Raw genomic sequence first — 16874 nt, 5'->3', positions numbered from 1 at the left:
TATTCATTTTTTTATTCACGATCGAGTATTGCATATAATTGTATCATAGTCTTGATAATGATTTAGGATTGCTATAGCAATCGCGCCCGACGATTAGGACGTTCTTAATTGCACTTTTCCCATGCAGTCGATTGCAACTTCATGCAGGACTTCTTCCTTCAACATCTGCTATAATTATAGGCTTGATTTTTAATTGTAGTATTCAACAGCCAGCCTTTTTTCAAACAACCACTGTTTGCTTTCAGGGAAATCATCCAGCCAGCGCGAGATCAATTCCGCCCATTTGACAGGCAAACGCAACTCATACCAGGTTGAGTGAGAAGCAACAGAAAGATTGTGGTAAAGCGCTGAATCCGAAATAACTTTTTCGATACATTCTGCTAAAGCTAGAGAGTTCCCCGCCTCAAAAATCATCGAATTAATACCGTGCTTTAAATGGGTTGTAAACATCGGGTGATCCGAAGCTACTATCGGTGTTCTAGTGCGTAAAGCGTGCTGAATTGTCAGGGGAAAACCTTCGGGATATTCGTGCCTGCTATTAACTAACACGAGATCGGATTTTCTCATTAAAGGTTCTAAAGTCTGAGTTGGCACTATTCCTAAAAATTATACAGAATCTTTAATTTGCAACTCTTCGACTCCTTGGGCCAAAAACTCTTCTTCCCCTTTACCTGCCATTTTTAAGTGAACTGATATATTATTCCGTTCTCTTAACTTTGCTACGGCTCTCAATATATCGCCCACTCCCTTACTTTGTACTAACGAACCAGCGTAAAAAAGTTGAATTTTATTGATGTCCGCAGGGATTTTTTTCGGCTACCAAGAGCCGGGATTGGTTTCTAAGAGAAAGTCCCAGGGAATTATTTTATCAGCTTTTACTCCAATTTCTTTGTACAATAAAGATGAAGTAAGGTCGTAAGTTCCAACCCATTGTATTTGCTTGTTATTCAAAAATTGGGATAGGAAATAGTTGCGGTCTTTATGGCGCCAAGTTTTTGTTGCAATAGATTCGGCAAATACAGCGATGGTTCTAATTGTGTTTTTAATTGCCCAATTAAAAACGGGGCGAATAGTCGTCCGCATGATTAAATGAGTGGGATTTTGCTGGGCCATTAACTCGATCAATTTTTGGGGAGCAATTTTGTAATTAAATCCGCAACCGAATCGCCCGCACGCCGTTCTCTAGAACTCGATCATCAAATTTTGGTGTCATGCAGCAAATAACCGTTACTGACTCAGCTCGTTTTACCATCTCGGTAACCGCATCAACACAATATTTTTGAGCGTAATATGTTTCGCTTCCTCCTTTGGCTAGGTGTTCAAAAGCTTCTGCGTAATCGCCGGCCTACTGAACTATGACTAAGGGCATTTTCCTCAACTGTTGTTGTAAAGTATTTAATAGAACTTAGAGTGCAAAAGATGTGTAACCAGGTTGATTTAGACGATTTGATGTACCGCCACGACCGCACTATTAATTTTATTTTGCTTTAGCCTTATTATAAAGAGTTTCGGCAACAGTCACGTCAATATATAGCGGCTGCCGCCGCTTTGTAGGGGGGATTTCCGGCTAATTTTTTCTTGACTTTTTTGAGAGTGTATGGCAAGTAGGATGCGGGAATTAACCCCAACTAAGTAACCAGAAATACTGTCTTCTAGAATTTGATATCCGAATTAGCGATCGACACTCACGACACTCACGGCACTCACATAGCATATTGGAGGGTATGCCAGCAGAATTAGCCTGTAAAATTCACAAACCGTGACAATATTTGGTTTTAGGGTACTCAATAAGCCAAAGTTTCTAAAGTTTCCCGCAGATAGGAACGAACCTGCTGATCGATGGTGGCATTTTGCTGCTGACGCTCAAAATTGAGTTCTAGCTGCCAGCGTTGAAAGCCTGAACTTGCGCCGATCGCTTCTTTGAGACTGCCCCAGATTTCTGAATCTTCGCACAGCTCGATCGGCTCTGCGGCTTGAGGTTCTTGTGCGATCGGTAGATAATTCGCCATATTGTTATACCTCTGTTTTAATCCCTTGTAAGGATTGAAAGCTGACCTTGACACTCTCTATTATAGATTCTTCTCTCCAAAGAGCCAACATAAAATATCCACAACCTGCGATTAAAAATTAAATATTAAGACTATTAATAATCTCTATCCCAAGAGGGGCCTTACCTATTTTTTTCACAGCATACATCTGTACAAATTAAAGTAGCTTAAACTACAATTGTCCCCCTCTTGATTTTTTATTTCACTTTTTTTCTTCCCTCGACTGTTCGGGTAGAGATGTAACGCCGTTGGTGTCAGCAGGTTTTGGGTTGACAAAACTGCCGACTGACGAATTCCCTATGCCGGATGCTGGCCCAATTGACTCTACGGGTGCAGCCACAGCGGCAGTTGTCTGGGCTGCAAAAGCCGGCAAAAGTCGATCGACTTGCCAAGGTGCGATCGTAAAATCCTGCCGAATTTTTTCTAAAACATGAGGCTTTGTCGCTGCAAATTCTGATTCCGGCGTCAGCAAAACCGTCATGACACTAGCAGAAACCTGCAAAAACAAATTGCTAGCTAAAAAAGCAGCAACTGCCAACAACAATCCAGCCCACCGCCAGGAAGGAGGAAAGGGAGCCACCGAAGCCGCGAGGGGAGCCCATCGGTAAAGCTGCCACAAAATTACTGCCAGCAAAACAGCGACAACAAGAGCAATTGCTTGATTTAACTTTGTTTTAAACCGAGTCAGAATCTGCTGCTGCACAGAAGTTAAATTCTGCGGTTTTACCGCCACAACTAAAATACTAAAAATGTAAAAAGGGCGGAACCACTGCATCCACAGCACCGGAACAATACCTGCTACAGCCACTAAAAACATTTCTAACCAGACAGGGAGCAGGGGAGAACCAACTGCGAGTCCCAGCAAGCACAGTCCCAGGAATATCGGCAGTGTAGCCGCCCCAGAAAGGTGAATCCACAAAAAAGGATCTGACCAAAAAGAACGCACTTTAGATAATTATGAGTTATGAGTTTTTAATTTTGAGTTTTGATAGTCGGGGACGCACTCTTAACCAAGAAACCCGGTGCGAAGAGTACATTTCTAGCGGTCAAACCGAGCATTTTGGGAGGAAACTCGGTTGCTTTGCGTAAGTCTTATTTTAGTTTTAAATTTTGAATTTTCAGCAACAGCAAAAACGATTAGGACGTGGTTAATTGCTAACATCTTTGCTTGTATTGCTTGTGCATTCTTTCCTAGATAACTAAAACCTTCTTCCTTCTTCCTTCTTCCTTCTCTCCTCGATAACTAAAACCTTCTGCCTTCAGGCTTCTTCCTTCTGCTATAAGTTAAAAACAAAAGTTGCGAGTGATGAGTTTGGGAGTATTGAGTGAAGAGAAGAGTTGCGAGCGATCGGCAATTTGGTTGCGAGCGCTCAAAAAATTCTCTTCCCACTCAACACTCACAACTCAAAACTATTGAGAGAGTGTGCGGCGTTTAGTTACCATCCGGTAGGCTTCAATCATATCGCCATCCGCCCAGTCGCTAAACCCGCTCAAGGAAATGCCGCATTCAAAGCCAGCATTGACTTCCTTGGCATCTTCCTTCATCCGTTTGAGGGAGTCGAGGACACCTTCGTAAACGACATTGTTGCCCCGGCGCACCCGCACCTTACAGTTACGGATGACTTTGCCAGAGAGTACCATACATCCAGCCACAGCCCCGCGACCGATCGCAAAGACAGCGCGGACTTCGACTTGACCCAAAGGTTCTTCCACCAATTCGGGTTCCAGCAGGCCTTCCATCGCCCCTTGAATATCATCCAAGAGGTTGTAGATGATGCTGTATTCCCGCACGTCAACCCCCGCTTGGTCAGCCGCGAGGCGAGCGTCGGTGGCGAGAGTAGTATTGAACCCGATAATTACAGCATTACTGGCTGCGGCGAGGTCAATATCCGTTTCTGTAATTTCCCCAGGAGCAGATAGCAGCAGTCGGAGTTGAACTTCTTTTTGAGGAAGTTGAGTCAGAGCGCCGACAATTGCTTCGAGGGAGCCTTGGACATCTGCCTTCAAGATCAAGTTGAGTTCCTTAAGAACGCCTTCCTTAGCTTGTTGAGAGAAGCCGCTGAGGCTGATCCGGCCACCTTGCAGCAGGCGGGAATCTCGTTGAGAGGTAGCTCTTCCAGAGGCGATCGCCGCAGCTTCTTTTTCGTTTGCGAAGACATCAAACTCGTCTCCGGCGCGAGGAACTTCCCGCAGCCCCAGCACTTCCACCGCGAAGGATGGAGTTGCTTGCTCTACGCGTTCGCCCCGGTCATCGATCATGGCGCGCACCTTGCCCAAAGCCGAGCCTGCGACCACAATATCGCCCACTCGCAGAGTGCCATTCTGCACCAGCAGAGTTGCTACAGGCCCCCTTGCCTTGTCGAGGTGAGCTTCAATCACAGTACCCTTAGCTGGTCGGTGCGGGTTGGCGTTGAGGTCTTCCATTTCCGCCACTGTTAGAATCATTTCCAACAGCGTATCCAGGTTTTCGCCTCGGATCGCACTGACTGGCACCATCGTGATATCGCCGCCCCAGTCATCTGCGACCAAGCCGTACTCAGTAAGCTCTTGCTTCACCCGTTCCGGCTGAGCACCCTCCTTGTCAACTTTATTGATAGCCACGACAATTGGCACTTTCGCCGCTTTCGCGTGGCTGATCGCTTCAATTGTCTGGGGTCGCACGCCGTCGTCCGCCGCCACCACCAAAATGGCGATGTCCGTAACCCGTGTTCCCCGAGCCCGCATCGCTGTAAAGGCTTCGTGACCGGGCGTATCCAAAAACACCACCTGCTGGCTCTTGCCTTCGTGTTCCACATCCACGTGGTAAGCACCGATGTGCTGGGTAATCCCCCCAGCTTCTCCCTGAGCCACCTTGGTTTTGCGGATCGAGTCTAGCAAGGTAGTTTTGCCGTGATCCACGTGGCCCATAATCGTTACGACTGGCGGACGGCGTTCGAGGTATTCCAAATCCGCTTCGTCCAGCATCTCGATCACTTTGATAGCTGGCGCTACTTTTTCTGGGGTTTCCACCTCTACGCCCATTTCTTCGGCTACCATCCTCACCGCTGGAATGTCCAGGGTTTCGGTAATATTGACCGCAATTCCTTTAGAGAACAGCCGCTTAATAATTTCGGTTTCGGGAACAGCCAGAGTAAGCGCTAGTTCTTGAACGGTCATCGGCCTGCTCAGCAGGAGCTTTTCTGGACGTTCTACCTTAGCTTCGGCTGTTTTGCCCCGGTTGCCGCGTCCCCCACTAGAACCTGAAGAAGAACTTTTATCGTGAGAAGGGCCCGGTCTCTTATTTTTTCCGCTGCTGCCGGGGGCGCCCGGAGTTGGTGTTGACTTGGGTGCTGCTTGTCCCTTCGCTTTAGCTGGGCGGGCTAGGGACAGGCTGACCGTGACTGGTGCTGGCAGATCCAAGCCGTTTTCTAAGTCATCGTCATCCTCGTCTATGGGTTTGAGGCGAGAACGTTTTGCCTTAACTGCCTTGGCAGCTTTGGCAGCATCTGAGTTTTCGTCATCATCTTCTTCCCAAATGACCGATGTCTTTTTGGCAGGACGAGGGAGGGAGGGCCTTTCGAGGAGAGGAATCTCCAGCAACGGCGTATTATCTTCTTCATTGTCATCAGTGTCATCCCCTAGGGCTCCGGTGTCACCGCCGCGGCTACGCAGCCCGGTAGCTGACGTTGCGGGGGCAAGGCTCCGGCGCGGTCCACCGGGCTGGGGTCGATCGGCAAGTGGAGTTTTGACTGGGCCACCAGCGCCTTCCCGGCGCGGTCTTTGCGCGTCGCGGGATTCGGTACCTCCCGGTGTAGGTCTGCTGGGGCGGCTCGGTTTAGCCGGCGCTTCCAGAGTTTCTGACTGTTCTGATTGCTCTTGCTCGGTTCTTGCAAGTTTGAGTACCGGCTTGTTCCCCAGATTTTGTGGGGTACGGCTAGCCGACTCGGACGCCGCTCTGACTGGCGGCGACGTGAGTTTGGCCGAAGGCGCGGGAGGGGCGATCGGCGGTTGCTTGGTGCGTTCGGGAGCCTTTTCCGACGGCGGTTGAGGTGCCGCAGGTGGCTGAGCCTGGGCGGTTGTTTCCGGGGCGATCGCACCTACAGTTTCCGACACTTCTGACGGAGCTGCCGAGACTGCGACATTTGGCTTCGACAGTACAGGTCTATTGATATTCGGTTTAGCTGGAGGCTGGAGTTGTTGAGCTGCAGGCGACTTGGGAGGAGTTGCCACGGTTGCCGCGGGCTGGTTTTTGTTCTCCTCGTTGCCTGCAGGCTGGGAGGAAGCACCAGCCGGCCGTACTTTTGGACTGCGTATTTCTAAAATTTGCTGCTTTTTTTGTTGGTCGTTAGGGTGAGGGCCAGATTCTCTAGATGGCGCTGCTGCTCTTTCGGGTGGAGCTGGCTTGCCGGGGGAAGAGTGGCTACTGGCTACGTATTTTTCCGCCGTTTTGCGAATGCGCTCTGCTTCTGATTCTGTAATTGTGCTGCTGTGGCTCTTGACTGAAATATTGAGCCGCTCGCATACTGCCAAGATGTCTTTATTATCCAAATTTAGTTCCCGTGATAATTCGTAAATTCTTACTTTGCCGTTGTTCATCCACTCTGCCCTCTTTTATGCCAACCAGTTTTTACATTGTGATTTTTTGTGCTAATGACGACATCATTCGGTGTGATTGATTCAGTGTCAGGAATCGGGGTTTTGGTACTCGCTCAGCAATTTTATCTAGAAAGATGCAACTCGCTGAAGTCTGCGGTTGAAGAATTCTCAAGTCTGTTTGGGAACTTGGAACTCCGAAGTCTGAGTTTTGGCAAAACCCACTCTCTCAAGCTTCAAAGTTTGCCTTTCCACCTTGAGGATACCTCTGCTAGTACCCTACCCTTATCTAATCTGACACAAATCTTTCCAGACTGGTGGGCAGATCGGATTGGGGTTTTATAGCTGGCGCTACCGGTAATTACTGGTAGGGCTGCCAAGAGGGTTTATACAGTCGATGCCGAACTATTGTCGGTTTTTCGTCCGGGTGAGCCAGAGTAAGATGTACAGTCAGATGTGGCTAAACGCTGCCAAAGTGTTTGGTACAGTTCGTCAGACACAGGCGCTTTGAGCGATCGCCCAAGTCGATTTTTTTTCTGAGCTGCTTTGAGGCATTCGGCTTCCCGACAAAGGTAAGCAGAACGGCCCATGCCACGATCTAATTGTACCTGATGAGAAGGATAGAGCCTGACTACTCGCCAAAAAGCTTCCTTAGGAGCTATTTTTCGACAACTGGCACAGCACCGGTAGTTCGGTTTCATTTCTTGTGAGAGGGGAAGTAGGGGGAGAGGGGGGAGTAGGGGACAAGTCCTCCTTGTCTCCCGAAGGCAGAAAATCTTGTAAATGTCACAGTTTTTAGACTGTGGCTTCGGTTTCCTCCGTGGCGGCTGCCTCCTCTTCCTCAAATTCTGCGGTTTCCTCGTCGCTGTCGTAGTCGCCCGCTTCGTCTGCGTCGTAGTCGCCTGCTAGTTCTTCGAGCCTAGTTGCTTCTGCGGCCAATTTGCTGTCTTCGGCGGCGCGATCGTACTTAGCAATATCTTTGATATCGATTTTCCAACCGGTTAGGCGGGCTGCGAGGCGGACGTTCTGACCTTCTTTGCCAATGGCAAGACTGAGTTGGTCTTCAGCGACCAAAATGTGAGCTCTCCTGCCTTCTGGAGCGACTAAACGCACTTCATCTACTCTAGCGGGACTCAGAGCGTTGGCAATATAAGTTGCTGGGTCTGGAGACCAGCGGATCACGTCGATTTTTTCGCCGCGCAATTCGTTGACTACTACCTGAATCCGCGATCCCCGCGCTCCGATGCAGGCTCCTACGGGGTCTACGTCGCGATCGAGAGTATCCACTGCTATTTTAGTCCGGGGGCCGACGTGCCGGGAGGGCGGATTTGCCTCCCTGGCTACGGCGACAATCCTCACCACCCCGTCTTCTATTTCTGGTACTTCGTTAGCAAACAGGTAAACCACCAAACCTGCGTCGGCTCTAGAAACAAGTAACTGCGGCCCACGAGTTGAGCCTTCGCCTACTTTTTTGAGATAAACCTTGAATGTAGCGTTGGCCCGGTAATTGTCGTTGGGCAACTGTTCGCGCTTAGGGAGTTCGGCATCTACTTCTGGCTGACCGAAGCTGCTGGTAACTGCTAAAATTACCGACTGCCTCTCAAACCTGAGAACTCTTGCTTGAAGAACGGTTTCTTCTAAATCTTTAAACTCTTCTTGAATCATTTTGCGCTGTTGGTCGCGCAGTTTTTGAGCGAGAACTTGTTTGGTCTGGATCGCGGCCATGCGACCAAATTCTTTTTGATTTGGTGTTACGTCTACGAGCACGATGCTCCCAGGCTGAGCTTCCGTGGCTACTTCTTGCACTTCCGTAAGTGAGATTTCGTGATCGGGATTGATGACTTCTTCGACAATAGTTTTGTTGGCTAAAACGCGGAAACCTTCTTGTTCTGCGTCGAGTTCTACATCAAAGTTGTCGAAGTATTCTTCGCTGAAGTGATCGAGTTTTTGGGTACGGCGGTAGCGTTCGTATCCTTTGAGCAGGGCTTCTCGCAAGGCTGCTTGGACGGCGTGTTTGGGTAAATTGCGTTCTTTGCTAATACCTTCGACCATTTCTTTTAGTCCGGGCAGGGGAACCATTGACATATAAAACACTCCTTTTTTGCTGTGGTAATAAGTAACGGGTAACTGGTAATCGGTAATTGGTACTTGGAAATTTTCAAGAAAAAGTGATGACAGAGGAGTGATGAGTTACTGAATAGGATTAGGGTAACTCGGTGCTGTAACAATTTATTTGTTATTCCTATTCAACCCGCTGCTACAGATATGATTGTTAAAAATTAACTCGCAACCAAGCGTTTTCAGCTTGCTGCGAGGCAATCTCAAAACTCAACACTCAACCCTCAAAATTTCCCTTTACATCTCCTTTCCTTCGTCTAGTTCAACTTTGACAATCTGAGGGCGGGGAATTTTAACCTGTCGCCCTTTTTGATTGAGATAAACCGCTGTTTCATCCCGGCCTAGGAGTAGTCCTTTCCACTCTTTGATTCGCGAGTCCGGTTCGGTGGTTGTGGCTGTCACGGGGAAACCTTTAAAGGTAATGAATTCTCGATCGCTGCTGAGCAATCGGGATATTCCGGGACTGGAAATCTCTAGCACGTAGGCATCGGGTATGATGTCGGCTGCGTCTAACTCAGCATCGAGGGCTGTGCTCATGCGCTCGCAGTCGGCTAAACCAGTGTCTTGTTGGAGGTTGCGGATGTCTACCCGCAAGACGGGAGGATTTTGGTTGGTGTGAAACACTGCTCCCACTACTTCCAATCCCAGTGTTTCCGCAACGGGGGTAGCTAAGTCAATGATTTGTGGGATTAGGGGATGAGTCATATCGAATACTTAAGTTAAAACTCCTAAACTCGGACACGGGCAAGGAAAAATTTGGTGTTGAGATTGCTTGGTTTTGAGGTGGTTTGATTAGGTGGCTGCGACTTTCGTCTTCAACTTTGGGACTTACCCAACATCCCTGCAGGGATCTCAAGCGGGGGGATTACCCCTACTAAATCAGTCCTCAACTTGCAAGTCAGACGCCCTGAGCTCTTTTCCTGCGACTAATGCAACAAAAAAAGTGGGCTTGACCCACTCCTAGGTAAAACAATTTCTTCCAAGAAGTTTGAGGACTTCTTCCGATCGAAGCGAGGCCTCAGTTCTCAGTTTAGCTCGATCGCCCGCCCGGTGACAAACCGATCGCCCTCGGGGGAGTGTCCGAAGGGAGAGGGGATAGCTGACAGAGGGAATGAGGACGACTTGATTACCGTTTGCCAGTGGGGCGAGGGCAAATTCCTGGTTGATACCGCGAGCGGGTGCGATCGTCCCTAAAACTTTTGGCGATGGTCACTCAGGCGTTCTAGGACTTGCGATATGGGAGTTTCTTTGGGAAATTCTAATTTCAGTTCCGACAAGCCCTCTGCTTCTTGATAGGTGGCGAAGAGTTTGACAGTGAGGGCGATTGGTAGATTCGACATGGGCGAGCGCCAAATTAACGGTATATTGACCAAACGGCAAAACTAAGATTCACCATACAAAATCCCCATTACTAATGCTGAATAGGAAGGTCAATTACAAACTCTACCCCGGATTCGGGCGAGGAAATGCAGGTCAGCCTACCACCATGTTTTGCTTCTACAATCTCACGGCTAATAGACAAGCCTAAACCTGTCCCTTTACCCACTGATTTTGTAGTAAACATCGGCGTAAATAAATGCTGCATTATCTCCGGTGTTATCCCCAGCCCATTGTCAGCAATCCGAATCACCACTCGGTCGCCCTGAAGCATTTCAGTAGATATCCGAATCTGTGGATTGTCATTGCTCTGTTGCTTTTCCCCGCAGAGCGGACAACTAATCGTAGACTCTTCTAAAGCATCAATTGCATTCGCTAGTACATTCATAAACACCTGATTAATTTGCCCAGGATAGCACTCGACCAGCGGTAATTCGCCGTACTCTTTAATAACCTTAATAGCTGGGTGAGTGCCTTTACCTTTCAATCGATGACCTAAAATCAACAGGGTACTATCTAGCCCATCGTGAATATTCACTGGCGTTAGTGCCGATGTATCCAACCGAGAGAAATTACGCAGTGACATAGAAAGATTGTAAAGGCGCTCTGTTCCGACCGCCATTGAATCAATAATTTTTGGCAAATCTTCAACAATAAAATCTAACTCAATCTCCTGGGAGTTATCCTCAAATTCTGATGTCGAAGAAACGTTCTGCTGACAAAGCCGAGTCATCCCGATCAAATCGGCAATATATTCTTTGGCAATAGGGATATTATTGGAGATAAAACTAACTGGATTGTTAATTTCGTGAGCCACCCCAGCTACAAGTTGACCAAGGCAAGCCATCTTTTCACTTTGAACGATTTGCACTTGAGCTTTTTTAAGATTCTCCAAAGCTTGAGAAAGTTCAGCGGTTCGTTCTTCCACCCGTTTTTCTAACTCCTGCGCGAGCTGATGTAACGCTGCTTCTGCTGCCAGCCTGTCTTCTATTTCCCGTTTCAGCATTAGGTTTTGCTCGGCAAGTATTTTAGTCAAAGAACGCAGTTTTAAATGGAGGTTGACGCGAGCTAACACCTCCTTTTGTTCAAAGGGCTTAGTAATGTAATCTACAGCCCCTAGATTAAACCCTTTAACCTTATCTCCTATGTCAGAAAGAGCGGTCATAAAAATTACGGAAATTTCGTTCGTCAACGGACTTGCCTTCAACCGATGACAGGTTTCAAACCCGTCAATTCCTGGCATCATCACATCTAACAGAATCAAATCAGGCTGACTATATTCAGCCTGTTCGATGGCAGTTTCGCCATCAGTTGCTACCAATATCTCCCATCCTGAACCAGCTAAAGCTTCAGAAAGCACGTCCAGGTTGCTAGGATTATCATCGACGATTAAGATGCTACTTGTTTCCATATTTGCTGCCTTCATTCTTTTTCCATCCTGTGGGATGTAATAAACTCTTTGATTTTTTTGACTTGATAGCCTTGGGCTAACTGGCGCAGCTCAACAGCAAAGGGCACAAATTGCCGATCTAACTTCTCTAGGTGCTCACTGCGCTTCACAATTCCTTTCACGTTGCCTCTCATCGCCAGTTCAAATAAAAGTTCTATTTCTCCGGGCGGGGGAGCCACTACAGAGTTCGCTTCAGAAAGTGATTGAGCATCTGATGAAAAAGGAATAGTGCTGATTTTTTCATTCTTTCCTTCCTCATATATCCATTCAAGTTTTAAATACTTTTGCAATATCTCAAATAGCTCTTCTGCCTGCACTGGCTTACCGAGAAAATCGTTTGCTCCCCCCTCCAAACTTTTATGTTGATCGGTAGCAAATACACTGGCAGATGAAGCAATGATTGCCACGCCTTTATAGTGTGGCAAATTTCGGATACGGCGCATCATCTCAAAGCCATCTAACACTGGCATCACCAAGTCAGTGATAATCAAATCGAACTGAAAATTTTCTACTTTTTCTAAACCCTCTTGACCGTTTTTAGCTTCGGTTACTTCAAAGCCGAGGGGTTCCAGGAGATTGACAATGACCGAGAGGTTTTCCCATTTGTCATCCACAACCAAAACTTTCTGCTTTCTACCTTGGTAGCCAACCAGCTTTCTTTGCTTGGCAACCGTGGCTGTATTTGCCCAGTCTGCCGCTTCCGCTAAATCCAAATCTAGCCAAAAAACACTGCCGACTCCTGACTGACTTTTTACTTGAATTTTACTACCCATCATTTCAACAATTTTCTGGCTAATGGTTAAACCGAGTCCCGTTCCTTCCGCCTGACGCTTGCTGTCTCCTACCTGTTCAAAAGGCAAAAATATTTTTTCTAATTGTTCTGGTGTCATACCAACGCCAGTATCTTCAATTTGAAACCGAATTTTGTGAATTGGTGAGGCTGGCTTTTGCTCATGGGTTTGTACCTTTTCACCTGTCCCCTTTTCCAGATGTTCTATCTTAAAAGTCACTCGTCCTGAGTCTGTAAACTTAATTGCATTGCTCAGTAAGTTAATTAGTACCTGTCGCAAGCGTTTCTCGTCAGCGTAGATGCCAGCAGGAATTTCCAAACTGGGTTGATAAACAAAAGCGATTCCTTTTTGTTCGGCTCGGATGCGGCAGATTTCCGCGACTCCCTGCAAAAAGGAAGGAAAATGGAAATCTTTCGCGTACAGTTCCAATTTCTGAGCTTCAATTTTAGCGAGGTCTAAGATGTCATTAATCAGGGTTAACAGGTGGGAACCACACTGGTGAATAATACTGATGCCTTGGATATCTTTCGGGGCTATCGTTTTTGAGCGTTCTAGGATTTGAGCGTATCCTAAAATTCCATTAAGTGGCGTTCTCAATTCGTGACTCATATTCGCTAAAAATTCACTTTTAGCTTGGTTGGCAGTATCAGCCATTTGTTTGGCTTCCGTGAGTTCAGCGGTGCGTTCTTCTACTCGGATTTCTAGCTCGGAATTGGTCTTGGCTAGCGCCTCAAAGGATTCGCGTAACTGTTGTGCCATCAGGTTGAAAGACTGACCCAAAACTTCTAGTTCTTCTACGCCTTTTACCTGCACATTTTTCTCTAAGTCGCCACTGGCGATCGCTCTAGAAGCTGCACTCAAACGGAGAATCGGGCTGGTAATCCAGCGTGCGGTTAAGATTCCCAAAACGGTAGCTAGCGCCAAGGCTCCCAAACACAACAAAATGGTAGTCTGGGTATTGGCGTTAATTTGATCCATGAAATCGCTTTCAGGAACTACGACGACGATCAGCCAGTCCAATCCTCGGCTATCCTGAAAGGGCATAACTTGGAGGAATTCTCGTTGGCCGGCGATCGTAAAATCCAATTGCTGAGAGCTATTAATTTTAGTGAGGTCGCCAAAGCGTTCTTTTAAATGCGCTGTTGTCAGCCGAATTAAATCATCTGTGCTATCTAAAGCATTCAGGCGATCGAGTTTGCCATTGTTGGTGATGATAAATGCTTCTTTGAGAGTAGAACTGCCTACTAAGAGTCCAGAACGTTCCATAATGAATGTCTGTCCCGATCGACCGATTTTTAAGCTTTGCAGAAAGTCACTGAGGAAAGAGATCAAAAAATTAGCCACGAATACTCCCCGCAGTTCGCCACTTTCGTCATAAACTGGATGTCCGGCAGGAAGTGAGAGCGTTTTCTGACCTGTAAGCGAAAAAATTTCGCTCCATGTTGGCTTGCCTAAGCGTACACTGTCTTTATACCAAGAACGGTTGAGTATATTGTTGCTAGGAGAAACTTTTAAGAGCTTTGTTTGATTGCCTTTGCTATCCGAGTCATAAATATGAAATTCAGTACGACTATCCTTATCTACTCTTTTAAAAAATATTTTGCCATTCTCTTGGCGTTCAATGGCAATGAACTCTCCCGTTTTAGTAGCAAAACCCATCTGGGGCAGAGAAGGAAATGCTTGAAGTTGCTCCCACAAATAGCGCTCCATACTCTCCAATTCGTCGGGATTTAAGTATCCTAGGCGCAGGGCATTGGCATTCAGTTGATTAACGCGAGGGGCTGTATCTAGGTATGTGTTAAGCTGCTGCTGGATGCGGGCAGTAATTTCACTCCGCAACTGGCTAGCAACTTCGTTGACTGCTTTTTGCCCGTTGCGTAAGGATAGCCAGCCTGTCAACCCGACGGCAGCAAATATTTGCAGAACGAATGGCAATACTAAAATCAGGCGCAGGGACACCTTTTTTTGAGAACGATTTGACAGGACAGTGGTTGCAGAGGTCTGTGACATTGATTCGTGTTACTCCTGGGGTAACGAGTTGGCTGAAAAATCTCAGTGGATTTAGTGAAATGAGGCTGAGGAAATATATATTGAAAAGCAATCTCTAATAGTTAGTGAAAAGTTTGAGACCGTAACTTGCTTAAACAAGCATTGCTACTTACGTATTTTCCCTGAAAGCGTTATAATTATAGCTGGCTGAAAATCCTGACGCGCCTTATTATTTTCTAGCAGTTGGAAGTTTTTTATCGTTTAGCAAAGCAGTTAGAAATCCTATCTAATAGATTACCTCGTTTAGAGATATTTGTAGTAGTTTTTAACTTTACTTTACACAGTGCTACTAAAAAGTATAATTTCATCAAACTTACATATAAAGTGATATAATATACCTCTAAAAAAAATTGACCTTTCTCGCTAAAAAATGACACGCAGGCCGCTGAGAACCGTAACGGCGGTCTAACTCACTACCGCGCTGAAGATTTGATGCAAAACCCTGCAGATGACTCTCGTAGAGAATGCCGATCGCACATGAAACTTTACAATTCCAGCAAGTTTTATTTGCAAGAGTTACAGCAGGGTAATTGCTAATTGCTAATTGGGGAAGAAAAAAATAAGTAGAGCGCTGGAGCAGAGGGGATTATGACAGATGAGAAAGCTGAGGCTATTCTTTTAATTTTGCAACACTATCTCAGCTTAATAGTGAATTTGGTATTAGAGGTGAACACATTGCTGGCAAGGATTTTAAGGTTCTTCAAATCCGAGAGGCTAGGGTTTGTCATCAGTTGATGTAAAAGAAGGTAAAGGAGAGATATAGCCGACTAGAAGGATTCGATCGCCATGACAAGTCGCCGTTATGCCCTACGGGATTAACAGTGGGAAAGGATCAAAGATTTGTGGCGCGGACGTGAAGGTTATGTGGGTGGGACAGTCTGCTTACAATTGGTTGTTCGTGGAAGCGGTGTTGTACCGCTTCCGAGGGGGCATCGCGTGGGGAGAGTTGCCCTAACGCGGGGCTATCCGTTGCAGTTCTTTGGCTTGTTCTAAAATTTTCTCGAAGTCTTCTTCGCTCAACCGCTGAATGTAGTTGATTTTGAACTCTTCTAGGAAGTCGCACAGCAGCAGTTGTATTTCTTGCCAGGTTTGCTGCTTTTGCAGTTCGGTTCCTAAAGCTTGCCCGAAATGTTGGACTAGCTGGCTTGAGAGTTTGATGCTTATGGGGTCTTCGCTGGCGATTTTGAAGGCTTCGTAGGCATCTTGGGGGCCGAGGGTGACTAATTTTGAGAGTTCTGCAACTAATTGCTCTGCTAGCTGTCCGGGCAGATTTCCCAAGCCGGGTACTTGCTTCCATCCTTGATAGACGGGGGATTGTTTGAGCAAGCTTTCAATATTGTACCGGAGGAGGGCTTCTAGGTCTGGCTGGAGTTGGGGGAGGACTTTGTAGACGGTTATTTGCACGAGATGGGTGGCGATCGCTTCTATTTCATTGATATTGTTGATGTCTAGATAGCGCTGTTTTTGGGATTGAAAGAGTTGACGAGCGAGTTCGCCTGTGGTAATTGATTGTTGCATCTGGTTGATGAGTTGAATTACTACTACTTCGGTCAATTCTTGAGCAAAGTTGGCGACGAAACCTCGGCTGATTTGGGTGCGTATGGGTTGGAGATCTGGCATTTTGGCTTGGTGGATGCGAATTGTGACGGGTAATATTCGCAACAGGCGCCAGAATGGGAGCAGCAGGAAGATGTCATACCATCGCCAGAGCATGGCTGCTCGCCAAGTGACGCTGCGGTGGCGGCGGCTGATCAAGTAGGTACGGGCGAGAAATTCGATCGCAAATATGGCAATGAAGGGCAGGTCGATTAGCCAGAAGTTATCGGTGAATTCACCGTTGTCTCCGATCGCGCGGTAATAGTTGGTGGCGATTAATGGCTTGATTTTGGAGTCAAACCACTTGATTTCTGTTTGCCAGCCTTGTTTATTTAAATAGTCTTGGCTCCAGAATCTTTGGAATGATTGTTTAGCGGAGTCTTGCGGATTCGGGACGCGATCGCGCATCCTGTCTTTTATTTTTTCTAGGGTGCCGCTTTTTGATGCTACTCGAAAGGGATCTTCGTCGATCATTTTCGCGCTCAGATTGTTTATTTCCTGCAATTTTGCTGCTACTTGCGGAGAGGGCAATCCTGTTTGCACTACTTGAATTTTTAATTCTTCTAAGGTTTCTAGATATTGCTGGGTGTCTCGGTGGGGTTTAATTCCTTTAAATGGGTCGTATACTTGAGTTAGAACTGGCAGTTGCCGGAAGTAGAAATCTCGCCCAGGGACGTAAGTTATGTCAAATAATACTAGGCTTAAATTTCCTAGGGCGACCAGTGCCATGAACCGCTCGAACCAAGGTACTTTTGGTGATTTTTTGCGGGAGTTTGGAGTCGAAGAGGGCTGTAGTTTTGGTGTCACTGACGGTTCCTAATTAAGTAGACCTATGGAAATAGATGTTACTGGTAATAGCTGAAAAAAGGAAAC

At 46.8% G+C, this 16874-nt stretch carries 12 protein-coding genes and 2 pseudogenes; 2 read left to right on the top strand and 12 right to left on the bottom strand.

All coding sequences use genetic code 11. The features are described from left to right. Window positions 1-189 precede the first annotated feature (189 nt). The 5 genes and pseudogenes from QUB77_RS29545 to infB all read right to left on the bottom strand — a co-directional run bounded on the left by QUB77_RS29545 (window position 190) and on the right by infB (window position 6623). Window positions 190-807, bottom strand: a pseudogene (locus QUB77_RS29545) (glycosyltransferase family 4 protein). 9 nt (window positions 808-816) lie between these two features. After that, complete coding sequence (locus QUB77_RS29540) at window positions 817-1113, bottom strand: hypothetical protein (RefSeq protein ID WP_333323652.1); 297 nt, start codon at window positions 1111-1113, stop codon at window positions 817-819. 671 nt (window positions 1114-1784) lie between these two features. Continuing rightward, complete coding sequence (locus QUB77_RS29535; RefSeq protein ID WP_333180463.1) at window positions 1785-2009, bottom strand: hypothetical protein; 225 nt, start codon at window positions 2007-2009, stop codon at window positions 1785-1787. 241 nt (window positions 2010-2250) lie between these two features. Further along, entirely contained in the window at window positions 2251-2967 is a 717-nt protein-coding gene (locus QUB77_RS29530) for a low-complexity tail membrane protein (protein ID WP_333323650.1), read from the bottom strand. A gap of 491 nt (window positions 2968-3458) precedes the next feature. Next, window positions 3459-6623, bottom strand: coding sequence for a translation initiation factor IF-2 (gene infB / locus QUB77_RS29525; RefSeq protein ID WP_333180465.1), 3165 nt, complete (start codon window positions 6621-6623; stop codon window positions 3459-3461). Between the two features lie 54 nt (window positions 6624-6677). Here infB and QUB77_RS29520 point away from each other — a divergent pair, with 54 nt between their 5' ends. Further along, a complete protein-coding gene (locus QUB77_RS29520) occupies window positions 6678-6965 on the top strand; it encodes a hypothetical protein (protein WP_333180466.1) in 288 nt (95 codons plus the stop codon). Between the two features lie 41 nt (window positions 6966-7006). On the opposite strand, the gene QUB77_RS29515 is transcribed toward QUB77_RS29520, so the two are convergent. The 6 genes from QUB77_RS29515 to QUB77_RS29490 form a co-directional block, all read right to left on the bottom strand. Beyond that, window positions 7007-7321 (bottom strand): YlxR family protein, encoded by a 315-nt coding sequence (locus tag QUB77_RS29515; protein WP_333040950.1) that lies wholly within the window; start codon window positions 7319-7321, stop codon window positions 7007-7009. Window positions 7322-7415: 94 nt separating this feature from the next. Continuing rightward, window positions 7416-8705 (bottom strand): transcription termination factor NusA, encoded by a 1290-nt coding sequence (gene nusA, locus QUB77_RS29510; RefSeq protein ID WP_333180467.1) that lies wholly within the window; start codon window positions 8703-8705, stop codon window positions 7416-7418. Window positions 8706-8975: 270 nt separating this feature from the next. After that, entirely contained in the window at window positions 8976-9443 is a 468-nt protein-coding gene (rimP, locus tag QUB77_RS29505) for a ribosome maturation factor RimP (protein ID WP_333180468.1), read from the bottom strand. A gap of 485 nt (window positions 9444-9928) precedes the next feature. After that, entirely contained in the window at window positions 9929-10078 is a 150-nt protein-coding gene (locus QUB77_RS29500; protein WP_333180469.1) for a thiamine S protein, read from the bottom strand. A gap of 71 nt (window positions 10079-10149) precedes the next feature. Beyond that, window positions 10150-11541 carry a response regulator gene (locus QUB77_RS29495; RefSeq protein WP_333180470.1) on the bottom strand — a complete coding sequence of 464 codons (1392 nt, stop codon included), beginning with the start codon at window positions 11539-11541 and terminating at the stop codon, window positions 10150-10152. Continuing rightward, complete coding sequence (locus tag QUB77_RS29490; RefSeq protein ID WP_333180471.1) at window positions 11538-14366, bottom strand: ATP-binding protein; 2829 nt, start codon at window positions 14364-14366, stop codon at window positions 11538-11540. The genes QUB77_RS29495 and QUB77_RS29490 overlap by 4 nt, the downstream gene beginning before the upstream one ends. 870 nt (window positions 14367-15236) lie before the next feature. Here QUB77_RS29490 and QUB77_RS29485 point away from each other — a divergent pair. Further along, window positions 15237-15357: pseudogene (locus QUB77_RS29485) on the top strand (IS5/IS1182 family transposase); the annotation flags it as partial. Here the strand turns inward: QUB77_RS29485 and QUB77_RS29480 are convergent. Next, complete coding sequence (locus QUB77_RS29480; RefSeq protein ID WP_333180472.1) at window positions 15357-16808, bottom strand: hypothetical protein; 1452 nt, start codon at window positions 16806-16808, stop codon at window positions 15357-15359. The pseudogene QUB77_RS29485 and the gene QUB77_RS29480 overlap by 1 nt on opposite strands. Window positions 16809-16874: the final 66 nt, after the last annotated feature.

Source organism: Microcoleus sp. AT9b-C3 (assembly GCF_036705485.1).
Classification (GTDB): domain Bacteria; phylum Cyanobacteriota; class Cyanobacteriia; order Cyanobacteriales; family Microcoleaceae; genus Microcoleus.
The sequence above is the reverse complement of the archived record's forward strand: the minus strand, read 5'-3'. Positions and strand labels throughout refer to the sequence as shown.